This is a genomic window from Companilactobacillus sp. HBUAS59699 (assembly GCF_036913575.1).
Taxonomy (GTDB): Bacteria; Bacillota; Bacilli; order Lactobacillales; family Lactobacillaceae; genus Companilactobacillus.
Genome location: NZ_JAYKTV010000002.1, coordinates 355,016 through 375,720, shown reverse-complemented (window position 1 = coordinate 375,720; position 20,705 = coordinate 355,016). Strand labels below are relative to the sequence as shown.

At 38.8% G+C, this 20,705-nt stretch carries 17 protein-coding genes; 7 read left to right on the top strand and 10 right to left on the bottom strand.

Annotated elements, in window-relative coordinates; translation table 11 throughout:
• Positions 1–223 precede the first annotated feature (223 nt).
• Entirely contained in the window at positions 224–2,560 is a 2,337-nt protein-coding gene (locus U8519_RS05450) for an ABC transporter ATP-binding protein/permease (RefSeq protein WP_334329295.1), read from the bottom strand.
• 196 nt (positions 2,561–2,756) lie between these two features.
• Here U8519_RS05450 and U8519_RS05445 point away from each other — a divergent pair, with 196 nt between their 5' ends.
• The 3 genes from U8519_RS05445 to U8519_RS05435 all read left to right on the top strand — a co-directional run bounded on the left by U8519_RS05445 (position 2,757) and on the right by U8519_RS05435 (position 4,363).
• A complete protein-coding gene (locus U8519_RS05445) occupies positions 2,757–3,305 on the top strand; it encodes a TetR/AcrR family transcriptional regulator (protein WP_334329294.1) in 549 nt (182 codons plus the stop codon).
• Between the two features lie 108 nt (positions 3,306–3,413).
• Entirely contained in the window at positions 3,414–3,716 is a 303-nt protein-coding gene (locus U8519_RS05440; RefSeq protein WP_334329293.1) for a hypothetical protein, read from the top strand.
• A 269-nt stretch (positions 3,717–3,985) separates the two neighbouring features.
• Positions 3,986–4,363 (top strand): VOC family protein, encoded by a 378-nt coding sequence (locus U8519_RS05435; protein WP_334329292.1) that lies wholly within the window; start codon positions 3,986–3,988, stop codon positions 4,361–4,363.
• Here U8519_RS05435 and U8519_RS05430 read toward each other — a convergent pair whose 3' ends face one another.
• The 7 genes from U8519_RS05430 to U8519_RS05400 form a co-directional block, all read right to left on the bottom strand.
• Complete coding sequence (locus tag U8519_RS05430) at positions 4,364–4,564, bottom strand: hypothetical protein (RefSeq protein WP_334329291.1); 201 nt, start codon at positions 4,562–4,564, stop codon at positions 4,364–4,366.
• A 354-nt stretch (positions 4,565–4,918) separates the two neighbouring features.
• Positions 4,919–5,665: a peroxide stress protein YaaA gene (gene yaaA / locus U8519_RS05425; RefSeq protein ID WP_334329290.1), complete on the bottom strand. Its 747-nt coding sequence runs from the start codon at positions 5,663–5,665 to the stop codon at positions 4,919–4,921.
• 33 nt (positions 5,666–5,698) lie between these two features.
• Positions 5,699–7,195 carry a cardiolipin synthase gene (gene cls / locus U8519_RS05420; protein WP_334329289.1) on the bottom strand — a complete coding sequence of 499 codons (1,497 nt, stop codon included), beginning with the start codon at positions 7,193–7,195 and terminating at the stop codon, positions 5,699–5,701.
• Positions 7,196–7,315: 120 nt separating this feature from the next.
• Positions 7,316–8,017, bottom strand: a complete 702-nt coding sequence (locus U8519_RS05415) for a zinc metallopeptidase (protein ID WP_334329288.1) — start codon at positions 8,015–8,017, stop codon at positions 7,316–7,318.
• A gap of 6 nt (positions 8,018–8,023) precedes the next feature.
• Positions 8,024–8,458 (bottom strand): hypothetical protein, encoded by a 435-nt coding sequence (locus U8519_RS05410; protein WP_334329287.1) that lies wholly within the window; start codon positions 8,456–8,458, stop codon positions 8,024–8,026.
• Positions 8,458–11,172 (bottom strand): YhgE/Pip domain-containing protein, encoded by a 2,715-nt coding sequence (locus U8519_RS05405; protein ID WP_334329510.1) that lies wholly within the window; start codon positions 11,170–11,172, stop codon positions 8,458–8,460. Before U8519_RS05405 ends, U8519_RS05410 begins: the two co-directional genes overlap by 1 nt.
• 99 nt (positions 11,173–11,271) lie before the next feature.
• Positions 11,272–12,021: an alpha/beta hydrolase gene (locus U8519_RS05400; protein ID WP_334329286.1), complete on the bottom strand. Its 750-nt coding sequence runs from the start codon at positions 12,019–12,021 to the stop codon at positions 11,272–11,274.
• A 68-nt stretch (positions 12,022–12,089) separates the two neighbouring features.
• Between U8519_RS05400 and U8519_RS05395 the strand changes: the two genes are divergently transcribed.
• Both U8519_RS05395 and U8519_RS05390 read left to right on the top strand, forming a co-directional pair.
• Positions 12,090–12,770 (top strand): ribonuclease H family protein, encoded by a 681-nt coding sequence (locus U8519_RS05395; RefSeq protein ID WP_334329285.1) that lies wholly within the window; start codon positions 12,090–12,092, stop codon positions 12,768–12,770.
• A 25-nt stretch (positions 12,771–12,795) separates the two neighbouring features.
• Positions 12,796–13,554 (top strand): SDR family NAD(P)-dependent oxidoreductase, encoded by a 759-nt coding sequence (locus U8519_RS05390; protein WP_334329284.1) that lies wholly within the window; start codon positions 12,796–12,798, stop codon positions 13,552–13,554.
• Between the two features lie 519 nt (positions 13,555–14,073).
• Here U8519_RS05390 and U8519_RS05385 read toward each other — a convergent pair.
• The gene (locus tag U8519_RS05385; RefSeq protein ID WP_442892123.1) at positions 14,074–15,024 is read right to left on the bottom strand and encodes a DUF1002 domain-containing protein; all 951 of its coding nucleotides are present in this window, start codon (positions 15,022–15,024) and stop codon (positions 14,074–14,076) included.
• 176 nt (positions 15,025–15,200) lie between these two features.
• Between U8519_RS05385 and U8519_RS05380 the strand changes: the two genes are divergently transcribed.
• Positions 15,201–16,250, top strand: coding sequence for a D-alanine--D-alanine ligase (locus tag U8519_RS05380; RefSeq protein ID WP_334329283.1), 1,050 nt, complete (start codon positions 15,201–15,203; stop codon positions 16,248–16,250).
• Between the two features lie 121 nt (positions 16,251–16,371).
• Entirely contained in the window at positions 16,372–18,576 is a 2,205-nt protein-coding gene (locus U8519_RS05375) for an alpha-galactosidase (protein WP_334329282.1), read from the top strand.
• 82 nt (positions 18,577–18,658) lie between these two features.
• Here the strand turns inward: U8519_RS05375 and U8519_RS05370 are convergent, their stop codons facing one another.
• Positions 18,659–20,674 (bottom strand): FAD-dependent oxidoreductase, encoded by a 2,016-nt coding sequence (locus U8519_RS05370; RefSeq protein WP_334329281.1) that lies wholly within the window; start codon positions 20,672–20,674, stop codon positions 18,659–18,661.
• Positions 20,675–20,705: the final 31 nt, after the last annotated feature.

Below are 20,705 nucleotides of genomic sequence, written 5' to 3'. Positions count from 1 at the left end.
CTTGGGACATCCATTATCTAACAAAATCACTAAAATGTCCCAAATTGTTTCACGGGAAACGTTATAACGACCATTCTAAGTATTTTAAATTTAAAGAGATTATCTTTCTTAATGTTGTTACTTCAACTGGATAATTATGCAAAAAGGCACATCACAATAATTTCTGTGATGTGCCTTTTTAATATTGTTGACCAGCGTCAGCGGCATCCATAAACGAAACAAACTATTCAGAGCGCAATGCCGTAGCAGCATCCTTTTTAGCAGCCATTCGTGCAGGAATATGGCCACCAATAACAGTTAAAACCGTACTTACAATTATTAAGACAATTGCATGGATCGGATTCAATTGCGCCACGTTGGATAGATCGGTCATACTCTTCAAGATCGAATTGATAGGGAAAGTTGCTAGGTAGGCGATAACGACACCTAAGACACCAGATGCAACACCGAGAATGGTTGTTTCAGCGTCGAACACTCTAGTAATATCTTTCTTTCTAGCACCGAGTGCCTTTAAGATACCAATTTCTTTGGTACGTTCCAGCACTGATGTGTAAGTGATGATCGAGATCATGATCATACTTGTAACTAGTGAAATACCGGCAAATGCTACAAGTACATAGGTGATAGCGTCCATAAGTCCACCAGTTAGGTTAGAAACAGATCCAGCCATATCAGTATAGATGACTTTGTCAGCTTTTTTCTTGCCACTGTTGTACTTGTCTAAGTACTTAAGAATCTTGTCTTTGTTCTTAAAATTGTTTGGATAGATCATGATACTTGAAGGTGTTGTTGAACCACCTAAGTAGCTGATCAAAGTAGCTTTGGTTGTAGCATTATCAACACTAGCACCAGTTAGAACGTTGTCGTTGCTAGATTTTTGAGCATTAACGATATCTGAATCTTTATTTTGGTTGATGATGTTCTTAGTCAATTGATCGCTATAAGCAATTCCAGAAGCTAAAATATTTTCTGACGATTTAGATCTGACACGTAAGATACCTGAGATCTTCAAAGTGGTATTGGCACTGTTGTTATAAAGATCTTCACTAGCTGAATTAGGTAGGAAAGTACCAGTTTCTAATTTCTTGTAATAATCATTATTATTAACAACTTTGAATTCTTTACCAACTAACTTGTTAAAATCAAGCTTCTGACCGTCTTTAACGGATAAGCCTAGATTCTTCAAGGCGTTGATATTAGTTGAATTGTCACTGTCGACGATCAAGACAATATCATTGGCACTAGTTGGCATTGAACCTGAAACAACTTTGTAGTGTTTCTTCAAAAATGATTGACCGTTCTTGCCACCAGGATAAACTGAACCACCAATACCGGTTGAGGTTGCCATAGCACTAGTCATGGCACTAGCAGAATTAGCGTTACTATTATCAGTATTTGAGAACTGAACTGTTTTGATTTTACCATCGACATTACTCAAGAGATTCATTCCAGTTGAGTATGTGTAAGTGATAGTTTTGCTCAAATCTGGATCGATATTATCGATATAATTCAAGTATTTCTTAGTAATTTTGTTGACGTGAGTAGATTTGTCAGCCTGGCTTAATTTGGCCGTGACCTTAGTTTTTTTAGCTTTAGTCAGCTTATCGTCTTTAGTAGTTGGAGCTGTTTGGCTGGAGGCTACTTGTGAGACGGTAATAGGAAATTGTGCCAAGGTATTCGATTGTGTCTTGTCGATCTGCTTTTGGAAACCAGACGACAGGGCCAAAACAATGGCGATACTGATGATACCAATACTTGAAGCGAAGGCGGTCAAGAAAGTTCGGGCCTTTTTAGTTTTAATATTGGTGAATGATAATTTGAGCGCTGTCCAAAAAGTCATTTTGGTCTTTTTTAACTCAAATTTATCTTTGTTTTCATCTTCATTGTAAGGGTTAGAATCATTTTGAATCTTACCATCAGCAAAGTTGATAATACGGTTGGCATATTGTTGAGCTAACTCGGGATTATGGGTAACCATGATGACAAGTCGCTCTTTGGATAGTTCTTTGATCAGCTCCATGATTTGAACACTAGTTTCAGTATCCAAAGCACCAGTTGGTTCATCACAAAGCAGGATTTCAGGATCATTAGCGATCGCACGAGCAATGGCAACACGCTGCATTTGACCACCGGACAATTGGTTAGGTTTCTTGTCCATGTGTGGTCCTAAGCCAACACGTTCAAGCGCCTTAACAGCTTTTTCTTTCTTCTCAGCATTAGGAACACCACTAAGAGTCATTCCCATTTCAACATTATCTAGAATACTTAAATGTCCAATAATGTTATAGCTTTGGAAGATAAAGCCGACCGAATTGTTACGGTAAGCATCCCAATCTGATTCGGAGAAGTCCTTGGTTGATTTACCCTTAATAACCAAGTCACCAGAATCGTAAATATCCAAGCCACCGATACCGTTAAGCATGGTAGTTTTACCGGAACCACTAGGTCCCAATATGGCAACGAATTCCTTAGGTCTGAATGAGACTGATACGTCATCTAGCGCTTTAGTAACAGAATCACCAACGTAGAAATATTTTTTTATGTGTTTTAATTCCAGCATATAGTTAATCCTTTTATTTTAAATTTGTAATGCTCAATAATTAATTCTCTGTTAGAATGTCATTAATGCAACACCATGTTTCATATAATAGAAACAATTTATTCAAAAAACAATCATCAATTATGAATAATTTGTTGTAAGTGTAACACATTCACCCATACTGTCGCATTAATAAAACTATCAGGAGTTAAGAATTATGGTAGGAATAAAGAATAATCGTCGAGCCCAATACACTCGGCAAGTGATCCAAGACGCCGTCTTATCACTATTGGAAGACAAATCTATCAATGATATTAAAGTTACTGAGGTCTGTAAATTAGCCGATATCAATCGAACCACATTTTATCGTTATTACGATGATGTCTTTAAATGTGTTGAAGGTATTGAAACTGAATTCATTGAATCACTGGATGCAGATGAAGATCTGAAGCCAGAACAGGCTTTTGAAAAAGTCTTGAATGCCTTCTACAATCAGAAGCGCTTGAGCAATCTGGTATTTGTGGAAGGTAAGACCAAATTGCTGGATCGAATCCAACAGACGGTAGAGAACAGTGGCAAGGGAAAACCGCAGCTCGATGAAGATGATCAATATCAAGAGGTTTATATGATGTCAGGGATGATGGCCATCATGAAGCAGTGGGTCAAGAACGGTATGATCGAGACGCCCAAGGAATTGTCTAAAATTATGATTCGGATAATTTTTGCGGACAACATCCAATCGCTGCGTGATCAAATCGAAGGTTGATAACTCTGGATACGTTTACGTAAGTGTTATTGCTTATTTTCTGAAAATAACTGTGTTAATATTTTTAATGGTGCAAAAAAACACGTTGTTTTAAGGGGAGGACGTATCATGAGAGAGATTTTATTTGTTGTGGGCTCATTGTTAGTTTTAATGCTCGAAAAATATGTCTTAGCCAATAATTCAGTTAGCTGGTTAGGTTCAATCGTACCAATAGTATCGATCGCCTTTATTACTTGGTTATTGATCACTGGACAGTTGAATTTAGATTTACTGGATATTATGGTTTCTATATTATATGTATCATTGAGTTTTATTTTTTGGGGACAAGGGAATGATTTATATCATCGCAGAACGGTGAAGAAGATTTCCCAACAAATATACGAAAAGACAGCTTCTAAGTATAACGTTTAGAGGTTGTCTTTTTTTCGATTCAATTATTGGCAATTAATGTAAACAGGTTACATAATATGGGTGGATTTGAGGAGCTGTACCTCAGATCCAATATTCTGAAGTCCGTCGTGATGACATTGTCACTATGAAGAAGACTTCCTCCTTTATTCGCTTCATTGCTACAAATTGTTTCTTGTAATGGCTATTTACAAGTTATGAAAAGTTACATTTCCTTTCATAGATAGGGTATACTTTCAATGTAGTGTACCCTATTTTTTTGGAGGTTGAACATGTTAAACAAGCTTGAAGTAATGCTATATGTTAAGAATGCAGATCTGATTTCCAAATTTTTCCAAGAAGCTTTGGGCGCTAGACTGATCAAAGAAACCAAAATGATCGACGGTAGTTTTGAGTTGAAGCTTAGTGTTCTGGACCAAGTTAATATTAATTTATACGATGTTGAATTTATTAAGGACTATTCTCCAATGGTGTCATTAGAAATGCCATCATTGATGTTTTTAACTAATGATATTAGGGATCTTCATGATCAAATTGAAATGTACGCTAATACTGTTAGTGAGATATCTGCTCAGGGAGATCAATTGGTGTTTAATTTCTCTGATCCGGAAGATCATTATTTTGCGGTTGGAACTTTGGTTGAAGACTAATTAGTTTTTTGAGTTGAGGTTAGGATGCCGCTTGCCGCTTCCGGTCAGCAGTAATTCCATCAGTGGCGGGACCAGCTCGAGCCAAAAAGCGGTCTCGACCTTCGCTTTCTTGCTTTGCAAAGACCGCAAATCAATAAAGTCGTCCAGTTCTGTAAATGCGGAAAACCACCGCATTAACACCACTTTCGCTACTGATTTCATTACTGCTGACCGGAAGCTAATTTATCGATTCAAAAAAATAATAGCACGTAACGTCTACTGGATAGATTTACATCCAAATAGACGTTATGTGCTATTTTTTGTTCAAAATTAGATAATAAGATTGCTGCCTAGTAATAGAGGTTATTCTATTACTATCACAGATTTAGCTGAGGATGGGCAACAATGGAATCCGCCGTAAAAGTGTTCTTAGCGATTTATCGCTTAGAACACTGGACGACTTTGAAGACTACAGGCTTCAAAGCGAGGTCGAAAACGTAGTTTGAGACCGGTCCTACGGCAGATGGAATTGTTGCCCATCCTCAGCGGCATCGGCACCCACCACCCACCGACAAATTATTTCTGATAGACAAAAACCAATCGATCATCAACAGAAAGTTCTGGTGAGAATTTCCAATCGGGATGACTGAACCTTTTTATCCCAGAAATGTCAGTAATATTATTCTCAGCCATAAAACGGACCATTTCTCCACGTGCCATTTTAGCCAGAGTGGCTTTTGTTTTCAGCTTGTTATCTACCAAGCTTCCGAATACGATCGTAATCAGTTTTTGATTGGGTTTCAAATATGGTTTGATGGCATTGGCATATTCTTGTGAAGATAGATTAACTATTGGTTCAGTTCCATCAGTTAAAGCATCGTAAATTTTTGAGTTCCAGAAGTCATAGAGGGTGTTGTATGTCGCAACTTGTAGTTTTGACTGCATCTCTAAACGATAGGGAACTACACCGTCAAAGGGACGCAAGATGCCGTAGAATCCTGATAAGATGCGTAAGTTTTGACGGACATAGTCTAATGCTGGTTCGGTGAATAAATCTGGTGCCATGTATTGATATTGAATTCCGCTGAATGCTAGTAAGGCAGGGGTTAAATGCTTAGTTAAATCAATTTTTTGAAGCCAGTCATAGTTTTGTTCGGCTAATTTATCACTGCAATTCCACATTTTCTTAGCTTGTTCATAAGACAGTTGCTGCATGGTTTGCAGTATCTGTTTAGTTTGATCAAGGTATTGCGGTAATTCTTCATATGCAAACGTATCGTTGTCGACGATCATTTTTTTTGCTGGAGCGATGATGATTTTCATTGTGGCTCTCTTTCGATTAATCAATAGCAATTCTTACAATATCGGTGACAACAACCGAGAGAAGCGTTGCTTAAAGTGTAACCAGTGTCCTTGGCTCTTAATGACCTCAGGTGTGATCAACAGACTATCTTTCATGTCATTCTCAAAGGCACGAGAGATCTTGTGGGAAATCTTGGCATCATAAATAAAGGCGTTAGCTTCAAAATTCAATGAGTAACTTCTGAAGTCTTGATTCATTGAGCCGACAGTACAGATTTTATCGTCGAAAACACTAGCCTTAGCGTGCAAAAAGCCTTTTTGGTAACTATAAATTTTAATACCATAACTAGTCAAAAGGTTGGCGTAGTACTGAGTTGCACGATAGATGAAGGGATGATCGGGCATGCAAGGGATCATGATCCTAACGTCAACACCTGATCTGGCGGCGATCGTTAGGGCGGTGAACATTGGGTCATCGGGTACTAGGTAAGGTGATTGGATCCAAACACTCTTTTTAGCACTGACGATCATATCGATGAATCCGTCCTTAAGGACTTCTTCACGTCTGTCAGGTCCATCAGTAACGATCTGGATAGGTAAGTTAGCATCTATATCAAAGCGGTCAGATGGGAAGTATTTCTCTTCAAAGGATAGTGCTTCTTCACGGCGTTCGATCGAAGCGTTCCAGTCTTGGAAGAAGCGTTCTTGGAGAAGTAAGGTTGCCACGCCCTTGATCCTGACATGAGTGTCACGCCAGTAACCAAACTTGTCAGTTACGTTGACGTACTGATCACCGACGTTGAATCCACCAGTCCAGCCAACACATCCGTCGACCACAACGATTTTTCTATGCAAGTGATAGTTTAATCGTGTCTTAGCGATAACGTTCTTAGAAGTGATGAATTGCAATACCTCGCCACCAGCAGCCTCGAAGTCCTTGAACCAACTCTTACGAGTTCCGTTTGATCCCCATGGATCATATAAGAGACGAACTTCCAGTCCTTCTTTGGCCTTTTGAGTTAATAATTCCAAAAATTGTTCACCAATATCACTCTTGATGAAGGCATAGTATTCAACGTGAACTGTTTCTTTGGCGTTTCGCACGTCTTCAAACATTTTTTTGAATTTTTCTTTACCGTCAAAGAATAGTTCGACTTCATTGTGACGAGTAAGAGGAGTTTCTTCTGTCTCGTTGAAGAATTTGATGATGTGGTCAGCATAGTGAGTCTGATCGGAACGATTATTAGGATCTTTATTCTTGTCTTGGCGTTCGATGGCTTTTCGCTTAGCATCATCAGCAAGTTCCATTAACTTCAACTGATCCAAGCCAACGTGCTTTTGATTACTGATACTGAAGATTTTTTCCTGAGCGATTCCACGACCGAAGAAGGCATAGATCAAAAAACCGATGATCGGTAAAAGTGTCAAAACTAAGATCCAGGCCCAAGTAGTAACGATGTTTCTAGGTCTGTGGAAGACAGTTATCAGTGCTGAGATTGTATTAAGTAATAAGATAATTAATATTAGCCAAATAATCCAAACGTCAATCATATATAAATTCCCCTCTATTTTATATAAAAGAGTTTATCTCAATTTCTGGATAAAATCTATTTTCAAGAGTGATAAACAAAAAAATAGCCATTCGGAATTCCGAATGGCTATTTGCGATGATCAATCGCGATTGTTTCCAAAGATCAAGATTAAACGTAATAGTTGTAAAGCCGTTGAGATTGCGGCAGCGACATAGGTCAAAGCTGCAGCTCCTAGAACTTTTTTAACCATTGGTACTTCATCGCTTTCGAGTAAGTCACCAGAACTTAAGATCCTAATGGCTCGCCCTGAGGCGTTGAATTCAACTGGCAAAGTGACAACTTGAAATAAGACAACTAGAGCGAATAACCAAATACCAATTGAGATCAGGGTGTGATTCATACCAAAGATCATACCGATGAAGATCAAAGGAATAGATGCTTGTGAGCCAAGGTTTACAGCCGGAACTAGTGCGGCTCTCAAACGCATAGGTGCATAGCTCTTCTGGTCTTGAATCGCGTGTCCACACTCATGGGCAGCAACACCGATGGCAGCTACTGAAGTTGATCCATAAGTCGATTCAGATAAGTTCAGTGTCTTGTCACCAGGATTGTAGTTATCAGTCAAATTACCACTGATACGATTGATTTGAATATTCTGAAGTCTTGCTTGGTCTAGTATGTAACGAGCAGCTTCGGCTCCAGTGGTTCCACGGCGACTATCATATTGGTCGTATTTGTTGAAGTTGTGCTTGACGAACCATGACGCCCACAAACTTATAACTAGACCAATAATGATTAAGATGAAAGTGGGGTCAAATCCATATCCGTAATATCCGTACATTTATTGTTAACTCCTCTTTAGTTCTTTATTGCCTATATTATATCCATTCTTTGTGAAGTTTTCTTGAATAACGCTGTCCAAAGTAACAAATTGAAGTCGATTGAGCTTGATCTGATCTTTAACGAACATGATCAGTCTTTCAGCGATTTCTTTTTTCTCAATATCATTGAGATCATTAACTTGGACGGTCAAATTTCCAATTGAATCGCCGATATTTTCGATTGAAACAAAGGCAGCGATGTTCTTAGTCTCTTTATCTTGGATGAACCAATAGATACTAGTATCACGCATGATGCTCTTAGCAGTGTGACTGATAAAGTCCGTTGTTTGAGCAATGCTTAAGTTCAAGAACTCACTAGCTTCTTTTAATTTAAAATGTGAAGGGAATTCCCATAAGAAATTCTCAGTTATGAATGGTCTGTAAGATTTTAATTTTGTCATTATTCGATTATCATACTCTTCTTAGCGCTCTTGTGAAGTTTGTTGATCCAAGGTTTGAGCTTCTCGGTTGTCAACAGTCCTAGTAGGTAGAAGACAATACCAAAGGCTGCCAGGATAATAATATCCTTAGTAGCATTCGGCCAATAAATACCACCGACCGCTTCACGCAGCAGGTTAACAGCATACGTGAACGGTAGATATGGATTAATGAATCTGAAGAATCCACCTGATAAGACGACTGGGAAGTTACCACCAGCACCGGAGATCGATAGAACCAAGATGATAATACCAATACCCTTACCAACGGTTCCAAACATCTGGACCAGTGAATACAGGATCGATATGAAACAGAAACTGACTAGCATCATGAATAATATCAGAGCAACTTTGTCCTTAACGTAAGTATGGATCAAGAAGATATTACCTAATGCAGCCGCAACGGCTTGGAACATGTTCAATGAAGCGAAGGTCAAGTAACGGCCGTTGAAGCGTTGCTTGAAGTTGTAACGGTATTTTTGTCGATCGTTCAACTTGAAGTGAACGGTGAAGACACTTGATAGCAGCAAGGCACCAACCCAGACACAGAGTGCCAAGTAGAATGGGGCACTGGCAGAACCGTAGTTTGGAACATCATAAAGATTATTCTGCTTCAACTTAACTGGATTTGAGAAGAAGTCGGATTCAGTATTGGCATCAGCCTTCATTAACTTGATGATTGCTGAGAGGTCCACTTCCTTTTCGCCATCCTTTAGTAGCTTAGCCGAGTGGTGAATATCCTTCTTCAATTGTGGCCAGTCGTTAACGGCAAAGTCGTTAGCGGCAGACAATGATTGTTCCAATTCTGGAGTCTTGGAGTTGACTAAGTTCAGTGCAGTTGACAATTGATTCTCGATCTCTGGCAATTGATATTGAACGAAGAAGGTAGCCTTGGACAGCTTGTTCTTCAAGTTCGGATAATCGTTGTTGTAGAAATCGTTCGCCAGATTGATACCTGTCACAATGTTGCCCATATTGCCGTTTAACAAAGTATTGGCATCGTGGATCTCATTACCAACAGCAGGTAATTGTTTTTGGTACTTCTGTAGATATGTTAGAGCAGTTTGCAAAATTCCCTTAGTGTTACTCAATAATCCCGGAATAGCAGGGATAACGTTAGTATTGACTTCACTGAGAGTCTTACTTGCATCCGTCAGCAAGGTCTTGATATCAGAGATGCTGCTTGATACTGAATCGATGATCTTCAAGTTCTTAACATCGTTGACTTTATCTGCAATCGTGTCTGCTTGGTTAGATAGGTCAGTTAGCTTAGATTGCAGTTGATCAGTGCTGAGGTTGTCGAAGTCGTCAATGATGGCATTGGCACGATCAGCTAAGGTGTCATTTAATGCCGCCAAGTCAGTTAAGTGCTTGATCGGTGTATCAAAGATCGTAGTGTGATCGTGACCGAATTGATCAGCTAGCTTGTTGTAAAGATTTTGGAGGTCAGTCAAAGTTGAAGCAACTTGACGACTGACAGTAGCTAGTTGCGTAGCGTTGTCAGCCATATTTTGGATAACAGTTTTTAGTTGTTCTTTTAATTCTGTATTCTTTGGATCAGCCTTGATCTTGTCGATCAAAGTATTGATGTTAGATGCAGAAGTACTGATTTGTTTAGCTAAGTTGTAGACCATCGACAAACCAGTATCAATAGTAGACTTAATAACTGGTAGAGCATTTTGAATTTTTGGTATCAAATTCGTATTAGCGTTATTGATGGCAGTTTCAGCGTCATTACCTAGCTTAGTAACGTCAGGCATGACATTTTCTACTTGATTGATAACCTTGATACCATTGTCAACTTGCGTAATACTGCTGTCCATTAAGTTTGAGATCTGACTGAAGTCATTATCGATTGTATTGATCTGTGATCCAGCACTTTTGATTTCAGGGATTTTCGTCTGAAGTTGTTTAACGGCAGTTCCGCCTTCGTCAACTAGTGGTAGGAAGTTATTCAAATTGACGATCTTTTGAGCGTCCGCATTTAATTCGGGAATATAGCCGTACATATCGTTGACTTCGTTTAGTTTTTTGTTCAAATCAGGAATCAGTGTATTAGCGGTTTGGACTTTGTCCATAATACTCTGCAGTTCATCACGATTTTCATCGGTCGTGATCAACAAACTTGATAGACGCCGTAACATCGGCAAGTTATTCTCGATTTCAACACCCGACTTATTCAGCACGGTTGCGATAGTCTTACTGATCGTACCGATGAATTCGTCAGAAATAGTGTTTTGTAGAGTCGTCGCACCCGATTCAGTTAACTTCGGCGCGACGGCATTGATCTTCTGGTTAACTGAGTAGACTAGGGTAGGTTTCTTGATCTCTCCTGAAGCAAAACTCATGATATCCTTAGAGAAGCTCTTAGGAATGTAAATTCCGGCGTAATATTTACCGGATTTAACACCATTGTCAAGTTGTTCTTTAGAGTCAGTGAAGACCCAGCCTAGTTTTCGATTCTTTTTTAGATTGGCAATTAAATCTTCACCAATTTCAATTTTTTCACCTTTGAGATTGACAGATTGGTCATCTGAATAGACGGCTACTTTTAGGTCGCTGGTGTTTGAATATGGATCCCACAATGCCCACACGTTGAACCAACAATACAGACATGGCAAAATGATCAAAGCTATCATTAGTAGTGTTGCCGGTTTTGATTTAAGTGTTCGTTGTATATCTATTCTAAATAATTCCCAAGATTTGATGATGTACCCTCCTCAACGGTTCGGTTCCTAACAAGATAAGTTAACATAAATCAACTATGAAATAAACCATTATGTTAATGGATTAGAATAAATGAAATTATTAACGCGCTTCAAAATTTCGGAATCATCATGCATTAGTGAGTGTTCTGCCTTAGAGCCGTTGACCGGATAATCAATGTATTCTTTAACTCGTGGCTTGAGAATATATGAGATTGATTGCACCGATGTGACAGAAATATATTTATCACTATTTGAATAATCTTCCACATTACCGTAAATATTCAAAACCCTCAGGTCATTGGAAATACCGTTGCGTCCCATAAAGATCCGAAAATAAGTCGGGCTCATAAAAGCGGGACGACCGTCAGGTTTAATGCGGTTAACATTAGGAAGATCACCTAGTCCAAGAATGCCATTGAATGGACCAGCAATAAGAACCAGTTTTTTTAATCGTGGCATGTAGGGATGTAGTTTTTCTTTTAGATTGACTAAGACTAGAGCCACAGCACCTAGAGAATGTCCAACGGCATCATAAGTGTCGAACTCGTGCTTAGTTCTCAGATTAAAGAGCAGTTTGGATAGCCAATAAGAGATCTGGTTACTGCCGACATATTTGTTTTGAAAGACAACTTGAATAATCGGATGAGCATCATCAGTCCATTTTCCTTCATACGTAATTTTTCCACGCCAATTGATAATAGCTTTTAGATACTCAGTTTTTTGATTGAATTTTAGTGCTGATTCAATCATTTTTTCAGTCGTATAATCCCCACCACGAAAGCCGTGGATATAAAGTATCGGCCACTGTTTTTTTTTCATAAATTCACCCCAACACTAACCTATTATATAATGAAAAGTAACAAATTATAACTAATCGAGGTAAGACATTGCAAAAATATTATGCAGTACGACGAGGAAAGAAGCCCGGCATCTATCGTACATGGGCTGAATGCAAGGCGCAGGTCGACGGATTCACTAATGCACGTTATAAAAGTTTCACTACTGAAGCAGAAGCACAGAAATTTTTAACAGATAAAGATAATTATGCACCGAAAAAGAAGACCACAAATAAAACTAGTGATTTAAAGGATTTTGACGTTGTAGTCTATACAGATGGCGGATCTCGTAATCATGGAAATGTAAAGGGCGGTCATGTCAGAAGCAATGATCGTGCCGCTTGGGCTTATCATATCAATGCCGGCACAGAAACCTTTGAAGGTACTGATGGTGAATTCGGAGCTACGAATAATCGAATGGAGATCATGGCATTGATCGAGAGCTTCAAACGGTTGAATGATCTGAAGCTTAATAATAGGAAGATTATATTTGTTTTGGATTCACAATACGTTCTTAACGCCATTACTAAAGGCTGGCTCAACGGGTGGAAGCGTCGTGGATTTAAGAAGGCTGACGGACAAGTGCCAGTCAATGTTGAATTGTGGCGTGAATTGGATAAGCTGTTACCAACAATTGCTGACAAGACGTTTGAATGGACGAAAGGTCACGCAACTAATGCCGGTAATAATCGAGTTGATGCTTTATTAAATGAGACTATGGATAAAATGTAAAAAATAATTTTGGAGGAATAGATCAATGAATATAGCTATTGTAACTGGGGCATCCTCTGGTTTAGGTAAAGTTTTTTTTGAGCAATTAATTAAGCGATATACTTCATTAGATGAAGTATGGATAGTTGCTCGACGTTTAGAGAGACTGGAAGAATTAGCAGATAAGTTTTCAAATAGAAAAATTAGAGTTTTTTCATTAGATCTGTCAGAACCAGAAAGTTTTGACACTTTAAGTCATAGTTTAGAGACATTAAAACCGACGGTTAAAATTTTAATCAACAATGCAGGCTTTGATCGAACAGGCTTATTTCATAAAATGAAACCACAGAATATTCAGGCTATGATCAATCTAAATGTTATGGGTATGACATTGCTCAATCGAATTTGCCTGCCATATATGAAGAGAGGCAGTTATGAAATAATAACAGGGTCTATAGGAGGCTTTATTCCACTTCCCGGCAGTGCAGTTTATAGTGCTAGTAAGGCATATACTAGGTTTTTAGCAAGAGCGTTGCATGAAGAGGAAAAATCACGGGGCGTAAATGTTATGTTATTATCACCAGGAAATATGGATACTGAAATGCTTAAACGAAGTGAGATACATGGGAAACTCTCATTCCTACCATATTTGGATTTACAAAAAGAAACTGTAAAAGCTATGAAAAAAGCCGAGAAGGGGGCAGCAGTGTATACGCCGCTTGCCTTTTATAAAGCGTATAGAATTTTTGGTAAAATTGTTCCTAGTGCCTTGGCTGTCAAGTTTACAAAAGTGGAGATCAAGTAATAGCCTTGAATCAATGATTGTTGCAATTAGTTTATTGTTTTCCGCTTTCGGTCAGCAGTAACTCCAACAAAGGCGGGACCGGTCTGAGCCACAAAGCGGTCTCATACCTCGCTTGGGTTGCTTTGCCAAAATCGCAAATCAACCAAGACGTCCGTGCTGTAAATGGGGAAAGTTCACCCCCATTAACACCACTGTCGCTACTGATTCCATTACTGCTGACCGAAAGCTAGTTTGATTAAGTGTCAAAAAAAGGACCATCACAATAAATGGAAAATGTTATCCATTGTGTGTCGGTCCTTTTTTAAATTAATTACTACTTAACTGAATAGTGAGTAATGATACAAATTAGCTGAGGGTGGTCAATAATGGAATCCGCCCTGATAGTGTACTTAGCGATTTATCGCTTAGTACACTGGATGACTTGGAAGACTACAGGCTTCCAAGCAAGGCTTAAGACGAAGACTTAAGCCGGTCCCAGGGCAGATGGAATTGTTGACCACCCTCAGCGGCAAAGAACACTTAGTTAAACAAACCTTGGAAGAAGGAAACAATACTGTCCCAGATCCTTTGTAGGAAGTTACGATTCTCTTGAGTATTTAAGTTGTTAAAGATATTTTTAGCTTTACTCATGATATCGCTACTTAATTTCGATGCTTGTTCCTTAAAATTGGAATTGTTCAAAGCACCGGAATTTCTGATTTCTACCATTAAATTAATGATTTTTTGTTTTTGATTATCAGTAATAATGTTTTGTAGATTGTTCTTTTGTAAGTTGTTATTAACGATAGTTGTAATTTGGTTGACGGTGATATTATCACCCTTTTGAGCAATATCGGATTTCATTCCAGCAACGGCATTGTTCAATTGCTTGTCGGAATATCCGTCAGTTCCTTTGTTAGCATCAGTGATACCACTTAAGACACCCATTTCATTTTGGGCGGCATTAACTTGGCTTTGGTTCAAAGAATTACCAGTACTTGCGTATGCAGCATAGATACCTGCCAAAGCGCCAGAACCATCGATCGGTGTAGCTGACGTTACATAGATGTTAGCGTCACTAATACCGGCTGTGACAGCTGCGTTTCGGTATTGGTCGGCAGTGATGGTCGTGATGTTATTCTTGCCATTGTAATCAACGATTTTAACGTTGATACCTGAACCAGATGAAGTTTTTTGAATCAAGGCTGATGACCAGACTCCAGAACTGCTAGTAAATGAACTACCACTAGGGTTCAAGTACTTGACCAAAGTATCACCAGTTACGGTTACGGTCGTATAGTTGCTGTTGTTGCCATTGATCTGTGAAGATAAGGCATCAACTGTACCTTGTTTTTGGCTGCTAGTTAGCGATGTTCCCAGTGTCATTACTGGCTGGTCACTCAAACTATCCGCCTTAACACTTTGAGTAGTAAAAATACCCAAGGTGATCAAAGATACTAAACTAAGTAAAACAATATTTAACTTTTTCACGAGTCAAATCCTCCTTGTCTACATTAAACCAAACAATTATGAATAATTCGAGAATTTTGAAAAAAATGCCAAGATGGATAGCCTAAAAATAGTAAACTCACGGTGTTTGTGGTATTCTATAGGTTCTAGGAATTCGCTTGGAATTACAAAAAAAGAAAGAATAGGTGAAACGAACAATGAAAATCGTTGTCCTCTCAGGTGGAAGAAGTACCGAAAGAAACGTTTCTTTATCTTCAGGTGTGAAGATCACAAACGCATTAAGAAGTAAGGGTTATGAAGTCGCATATGTCGATTCATTTCTTGGGGTAGATGTAGCTGAAGATAAGATCGATGATCTATTTACTACTGAACCAGAAGATGAAACTAACTTGATCATCAGTGATGAAGTATTGACAGACGAAAAGATCAACGCCTTACGTACTGACGATACTGTTGGATTACTTGGAAAGAATGTATTGAAGATTTGCCAACATGCCGATATTGTCTACATGGGACTTCACGGTGAAGATGGTGAAAATGGTAAGATGCAAGCTGTCTTCGATGTCTTTGATATTAGATATACAGGTAGTGGCTCATTAGCTTCAGGTATTGCAATGGATAAGAAATTCTCCAAAGAAGTTTTTGTCCAAAACCATATTCAAACTGCTGACTACACAACAACTACTACAAGTGATATCTCAGCGGAAGACATTCCCTTCGGTTTCCCAATGGTAGTTAAACCATCAAATGGTGGTTCAAGTGTTGGTACACATATTATTAATGATGAATCAGAACTAAAAGAAAACATTGCGGATGCATTGAGATTCGACAAAGAAGTATTGATCGAAGAATACATCAAAGGTCGAGAATTCTCAGTTGCAATGGTTGATGATCATGCACTACCAGCCGTTGAAATTGCAGTTGATACTGGATGGTATGATTTCCAACACAAGTTTGTTGAAAACAACGTAACTCACTTCATCACTCCTCCAGACTTGGATGATGAAACTCACGCTCGCATGCAAGATATGACCAAAGATACTTTTGAAGCATTAGGTATGAGTAACTACGGTCGTGTGGACTTCTTATTACGTGATAGTGAATTGTACGTTATGGAAGCTAATACTTTGCCAGGTATGACACCATTGTCACTTATGCCACGTGAAGCAAAGGCTGCTGGTATTTCATACGCTGATCTATGCGAAAGCATTATTAAGAGCAAGATGCGTATTTACGACGAAAAATAATAACTCACTGACTCCTTATCTATTCAAGATAAGGAGTTTTTTTGTGCTTTTACTTGACCATCAATCTTATGAAAACTATAAAGGAATTGATGAGAGAATTTGATAGGAGGTTTGATTAAACTTGGAAGATTCTTATATATCATTTGATCGGGAAAACAAAGTATTTCATTTGCACAATAAAAAAATATCTTATCTGCTTAAGATTGAGGACAATAATGTCTTGAATCACTTGTATTTTGGTAAGGCTATTAAACATTACAGTGGTAATAAGTCCTATCCTAGACGTTACCGTGGTTTTTCAGGAAATGTGCCAGGAAATCCTGAACGCGGTTATTCCAAGGATACGTTGCCACAAGAATATTCTAGCCACGGCTCGATGGATTATCGCATACCAGCATCGATCATTCGGCGTGAGAATGGCTCGAACATTCACGATTTAAGATACTTTGATTATAAGATCGAACCCGGAAAGCCTAACTTGAAGGGTTTACCACAATCGTACGTTGAAGCAGACGATGAAGCATCAACTTTGATCGTTACTTTGAAAGATAGATTTCAAGAAATATACATAGATATGTATTATACGATCTATCATGATCGTGCCGTGATTACTCGTTCAGTCAAGGTCAATAACAAGACTGATCAAGCGATTGCCCTAGAAAAGATTGCGTCAATGCAATTGGATCTGACTAACAACGGCGTGTATGATCAAGTAGTTTCGTTGCCGGGTGCTCACATGCATGAACGTCAAATCAACCGTGAAGACATCAACTCCGGAATCAGAAGTTTTCAGAGCCGCCGTGGTGAATCTAGTCACCAGATGAATAGCTTCATTGCTTTGGCAAATCATGATACCAGTGAGTTTGCGGGACCAGCAATTGGCTTGAACTTTGTATATTCCGGAAACCATGATTTTGAATTAGAGAAGGATCAGATAGATCAGCTGCGAGTTTTAGTAGGAATCAATCCGTATAATTTCAGTTGGAATCTGGATCCTGGGGAAACATTTCAGACGCCAGAAGTGATCATGGTTTATTCGGATAATGGTTTTAACGATATGAGTAATACGTATCATCATTTGTTGCGAGAACGTGTCGCTCGTGGTGGATATAAATTGAAGCAACGTCCGATCGTCATAAATAATTGGGAAGCTACTTTTTTTGATTTTACCGACGAAAAGATCGAGAAGATCGTTGATGAGGCAGCTAACTTAGGTATTGAGATGTTTGTTCTAGATGACGGCTGGTTTGGACATCGTAATACTGATAATTCTTCCTTGGGTGATTGGTTTGAGTATAAGCATAAGTTACTTAAGGGACTCAAAGGAATGTCAGATTATGTTCATCAAAAAGGGATGAAATTCGGCTTGTGGTTTGAGCCGGAGATGATTTCTGTTGATTCAAAACTTTATCGTGAACATCCCGACTATTTGATGCAAGAGCCTAATCGTGAACCTTCGCCATCGCGTGATCAGTTTGTTCTTGATATGGGACGCCAAGAAGTGCGTCAGAATGTTGAAAAACAGATGACTAAGTTATTAGATTCAGTTGATATTGATTACGTTAAGTGGGATATGAACCGCAATATGTCTGATGTTTATTCATTGGCTTTGAACAAGCACAATCAAGGCGAGGCCTCTCATCGTTATATTCTCGGAGTTTATGAGTTGATGGATCATCTCACCACTAAGTACAAGAATATTTTGTGGGAAGGCTGTTCCGGCGGTGGCGGTAGATTCGATGCTGGATTATTGTATTACATGCCGCAATCTTGGACTAGCGATAATACCGATGCCGTAGAACGGATGAAGATTCAGTATGGAACTAGCTTAGCTTATCCAATTTCCAGTATGACAGCTCATGTTTCGGCAGTACCGAATCAGCAGACTGGCAGAGTGACACCGCTGAAGACCCGTGGCGACGTAGCTATGAGTGGAGTGCTGGGCTATGAGTTGGATCTGACCAAGTTAACCGCGGATGAGAAATCTGAAATCAAACGACAAGTTTCTCAATACAAAAAAGTTCGTCAGTTAGTTCAGTACGGTGATTATATTCGGTTGAAGAGCCCGTTTGAATCGAACATTGCTTCGTGGATGTTTGTAAATACTGAGAAGACCGATGTCTTAATGTTTGTCGGTCGCATACTTTCGTCTGGTCAGCCGGTCTTTCATGAGATTTTTTTGAAAGGCTTGAATCCAGAATATCAGTATCAAGATGTTGACACAGGTAAGACTTACTATGGGGATGAGCTGATGAACTTGGGGATTTATATTCCTGATTTTAATGGTGATTTTCAGAGTAAGATTTATCATTTTAAGAAAATATAGGATTAGTTCTTAATTCGTAAGAACAAAAGTAGCGCATCACAATTAAGCGATGCGCTACTTTATTTTCAGTTAGTAGTAATTGTTAGATATCTTTAGCAACCGCGTAAGCTGACCAAATTGCTCCCATGATATTTGATACATTATGAGAATCTCCAATTAGATAGGATTCCTTGTCAGTAGTTGCCAATAGGTGCATGAATGGATTATTAGGTGAGTAACCAAGAGCACAGACAACATCGCCACCACTGATTGTTTCCTTATTACCATCTTTAGTTGTTACGTTAACATTAGTGTCATCAATTGATTCCACCTTGGTATTTAGTTGTACGTCAATACCTTCATATGGTAATAATTCTTTCATCATTTGATAGTTGGCAAATGATTGGGCATGAGGTCCACCACAAATATCGTTTGACATCTCAACTATTGTGACGTCTTTACCTTTGCGTTCTAGCCACAAAGCCGTTTCGCAACCTACTAATCCACCGCCAATAACAGTAACTTTTTGTCCTACTTTGTTATGATCCGTTAATACATCAGATGCAGTGACCATTTTGTTACTTCCAAAGTCAGGAACAATGGGTTTAGATCCAGTTGCTACAACAACAGTGTCATACTCATTGCTATCAAAATCTTTTTTAGTAGCTGAAGTATTCAATTTAATCGTTACATTCTTCATTTTAGATAATTGACGTGTATACCATAATACTAGTTCATGATCGTTGGACTTAAAACTTGGTTTTGAACCCGGAATTAATTCTCCACCTAGTTCAGAATTTGATTCAAATAATGTTACGTTATGTCCTCTAGTACCGCAGATCCAAGCTGTTTCTAGACCAGCAGGACCACCACCGATGACTAGAACATTTTTTACTTTTAATGGAGCCGTCAATCGGTATGCGGCTTCTCTACCAGTTGCAGGATTTACAGTACATGAGAAGGGTAGTCCCTTTTCCAATCTTGCTAGGCAACCATCTTGACATGAAATACATGGGCGAATGTCTTCCCAATCATCAGCTTTGATTTTGTTTGGCAAATCAGGATCAGCTAATAATGGACGACCGAATTCTACCAAATCAATGCCTTGATCTAGTGCACTATTTATTACTTCTGGATCATCCATTCTTCCAGCAACTGCGACTGGAATATCAACAACGGATTTAACTTGTGCGCCAAAAGTATTATAAATACCCTTTTTGTCAAAATACATTGGTGGGTGATTCCAGAACCAAGCGTCATATGTCCCGGCATCGACATTTAGCATGTCATATCCAGCGGCCTCAAGAATTTTTGCGGCTTCTAATCCTTCGGAAATATCTCTTCCTTTTTCTTCGAATTTTTCACCAGGTAAAGCACCGTTTCTTATTTCTTTAATAAAACTCTTTAGTGAGAAACGAATAGATACAGGGAAGTCCTCACCGCATTGAGCCTTGATACCTTTAACAATATCTGTGACGATCTTTAATCTGTGTTCAAGATCACCACCGAATTCGTCGTCACGATGATTAAATAAACTCATCGCAAATTGGTCGAATAAATAGCCTTCATGAACAGCATGAATTTCAACCCCATCAAATCCACTGGCCTTACAAATTGCGGCACCTTTAACAAAGTCACTAATAGTTTTTTCGATTTCAGCGTGTGTCATTGCACGATGCTTTTGATTAGGATCGAATCTATTAGTTGCTTCAGAAGGAGCCCATTGTTTCTTGGAAGCACCTGGGAATGATGAACGTCCTGAACCAGCACTGATCATGCAGATTGCTTTTGTACCATATGAATGAATCTGTTGTAACATTTCTGCTGATGTATTCATAAAGTCAAAAGGATTATTTATAGGGCAAGGGGCACTGCCTTTTTCGAAGTCATCATAACTGCAAACGACTAATCCAACAGTTAATAATCCAACGCCTCCTTTAGCTCTGCGAATATACATGTCTTGAGCATTTTTGGAGAATCCACCTTCGCTGTCAGAATATCCGACTAATCCTAAAGGTGCCATAACAGTACGATTTTTGATTTCTAGCGAACCTATTCTTGCGGATTCAAAAAGGCGAGAAACATTTCTTTTTTCAACATTATCTGTAACTACAACCATTCAATTCTCCTCCTAATCAATTATTTATTAC

Bases quoted from the DNA above. Each gene is read 5' to 3' on its own strand.
- U8519_RS05450 (WP_334329295.1), bottom strand. From the start codon at position 2,560: ATGCTGGAATTAAAACACATAAAAAAATATTTCTACGTTGGTGATTCT.
- U8519_RS05445 (WP_334329294.1), top strand. From the start codon at position 2,757: ATGGTAGGAATAAAGAATAATCGTCGAGCCCAATACACTCGGCAAGTG.
- U8519_RS05440 (WP_334329293.1), top strand. From the start codon at position 3,414: ATGAGAGAGATTTTATTTGTTGTGGGCTCATTGTTAGTTTTAATGCTC.
- U8519_RS05435 (WP_334329292.1), top strand. From the start codon at position 3,986: ATGTTAAACAAGCTTGAAGTAATGCTATATGTTAAGAATGCAGATCTG.
- U8519_RS05430 (WP_334329291.1), bottom strand. From the start codon at position 4,564: ATGAAATCAGTAGCGAAAGTGGTGTTAATGCGGTGGTTTTCCGCATTT.
- yaaA (WP_334329290.1), bottom strand. From the start codon at position 5,665: ATGAAAATCATCATCGCTCCAGCAAAAAAAATGATCGTCGACAACGAT.
- cls (WP_334329289.1), bottom strand. From the start codon at position 7,195: ATGATTGACGTTTGGATTATTTGGCTAATATTAATTATCTTATTACTT.
- U8519_RS05415 (WP_334329288.1), bottom strand. From the start codon at position 8,017: ATGTACGGATATTACGGATATGGATTTGACCCCACTTTCATCTTAATC.
- U8519_RS05410 (WP_334329287.1), bottom strand. From the start codon at position 8,458: ATGACAAAATTAAAATCTTACAGACCATTCATAACTGAGAATTTCTTA.
- U8519_RS05400 (WP_334329286.1), bottom strand. From the start codon at position 12,021: ATGAAAAAAAAACAGTGGCCGATACTTTATATCCACGGCTTTCGTGGT.
- U8519_RS05390 (WP_334329284.1), top strand. From the start codon at position 12,796: ATGAATATAGCTATTGTAACTGGGGCATCCTCTGGTTTAGGTAAAGTT.
- U8519_RS05380 (WP_334329283.1), top strand. From the start codon at position 15,201: ATGAAAATCGTTGTCCTCTCAGGTGGAAGAAGTACCGAAAGAAACGTT.
- U8519_RS05370 (WP_334329281.1), bottom strand. From the start codon at position 20,674: ATGGTTGTAGTTACAGATAATGTTGAAAAAAGAAATGTTTCTCGCCTT.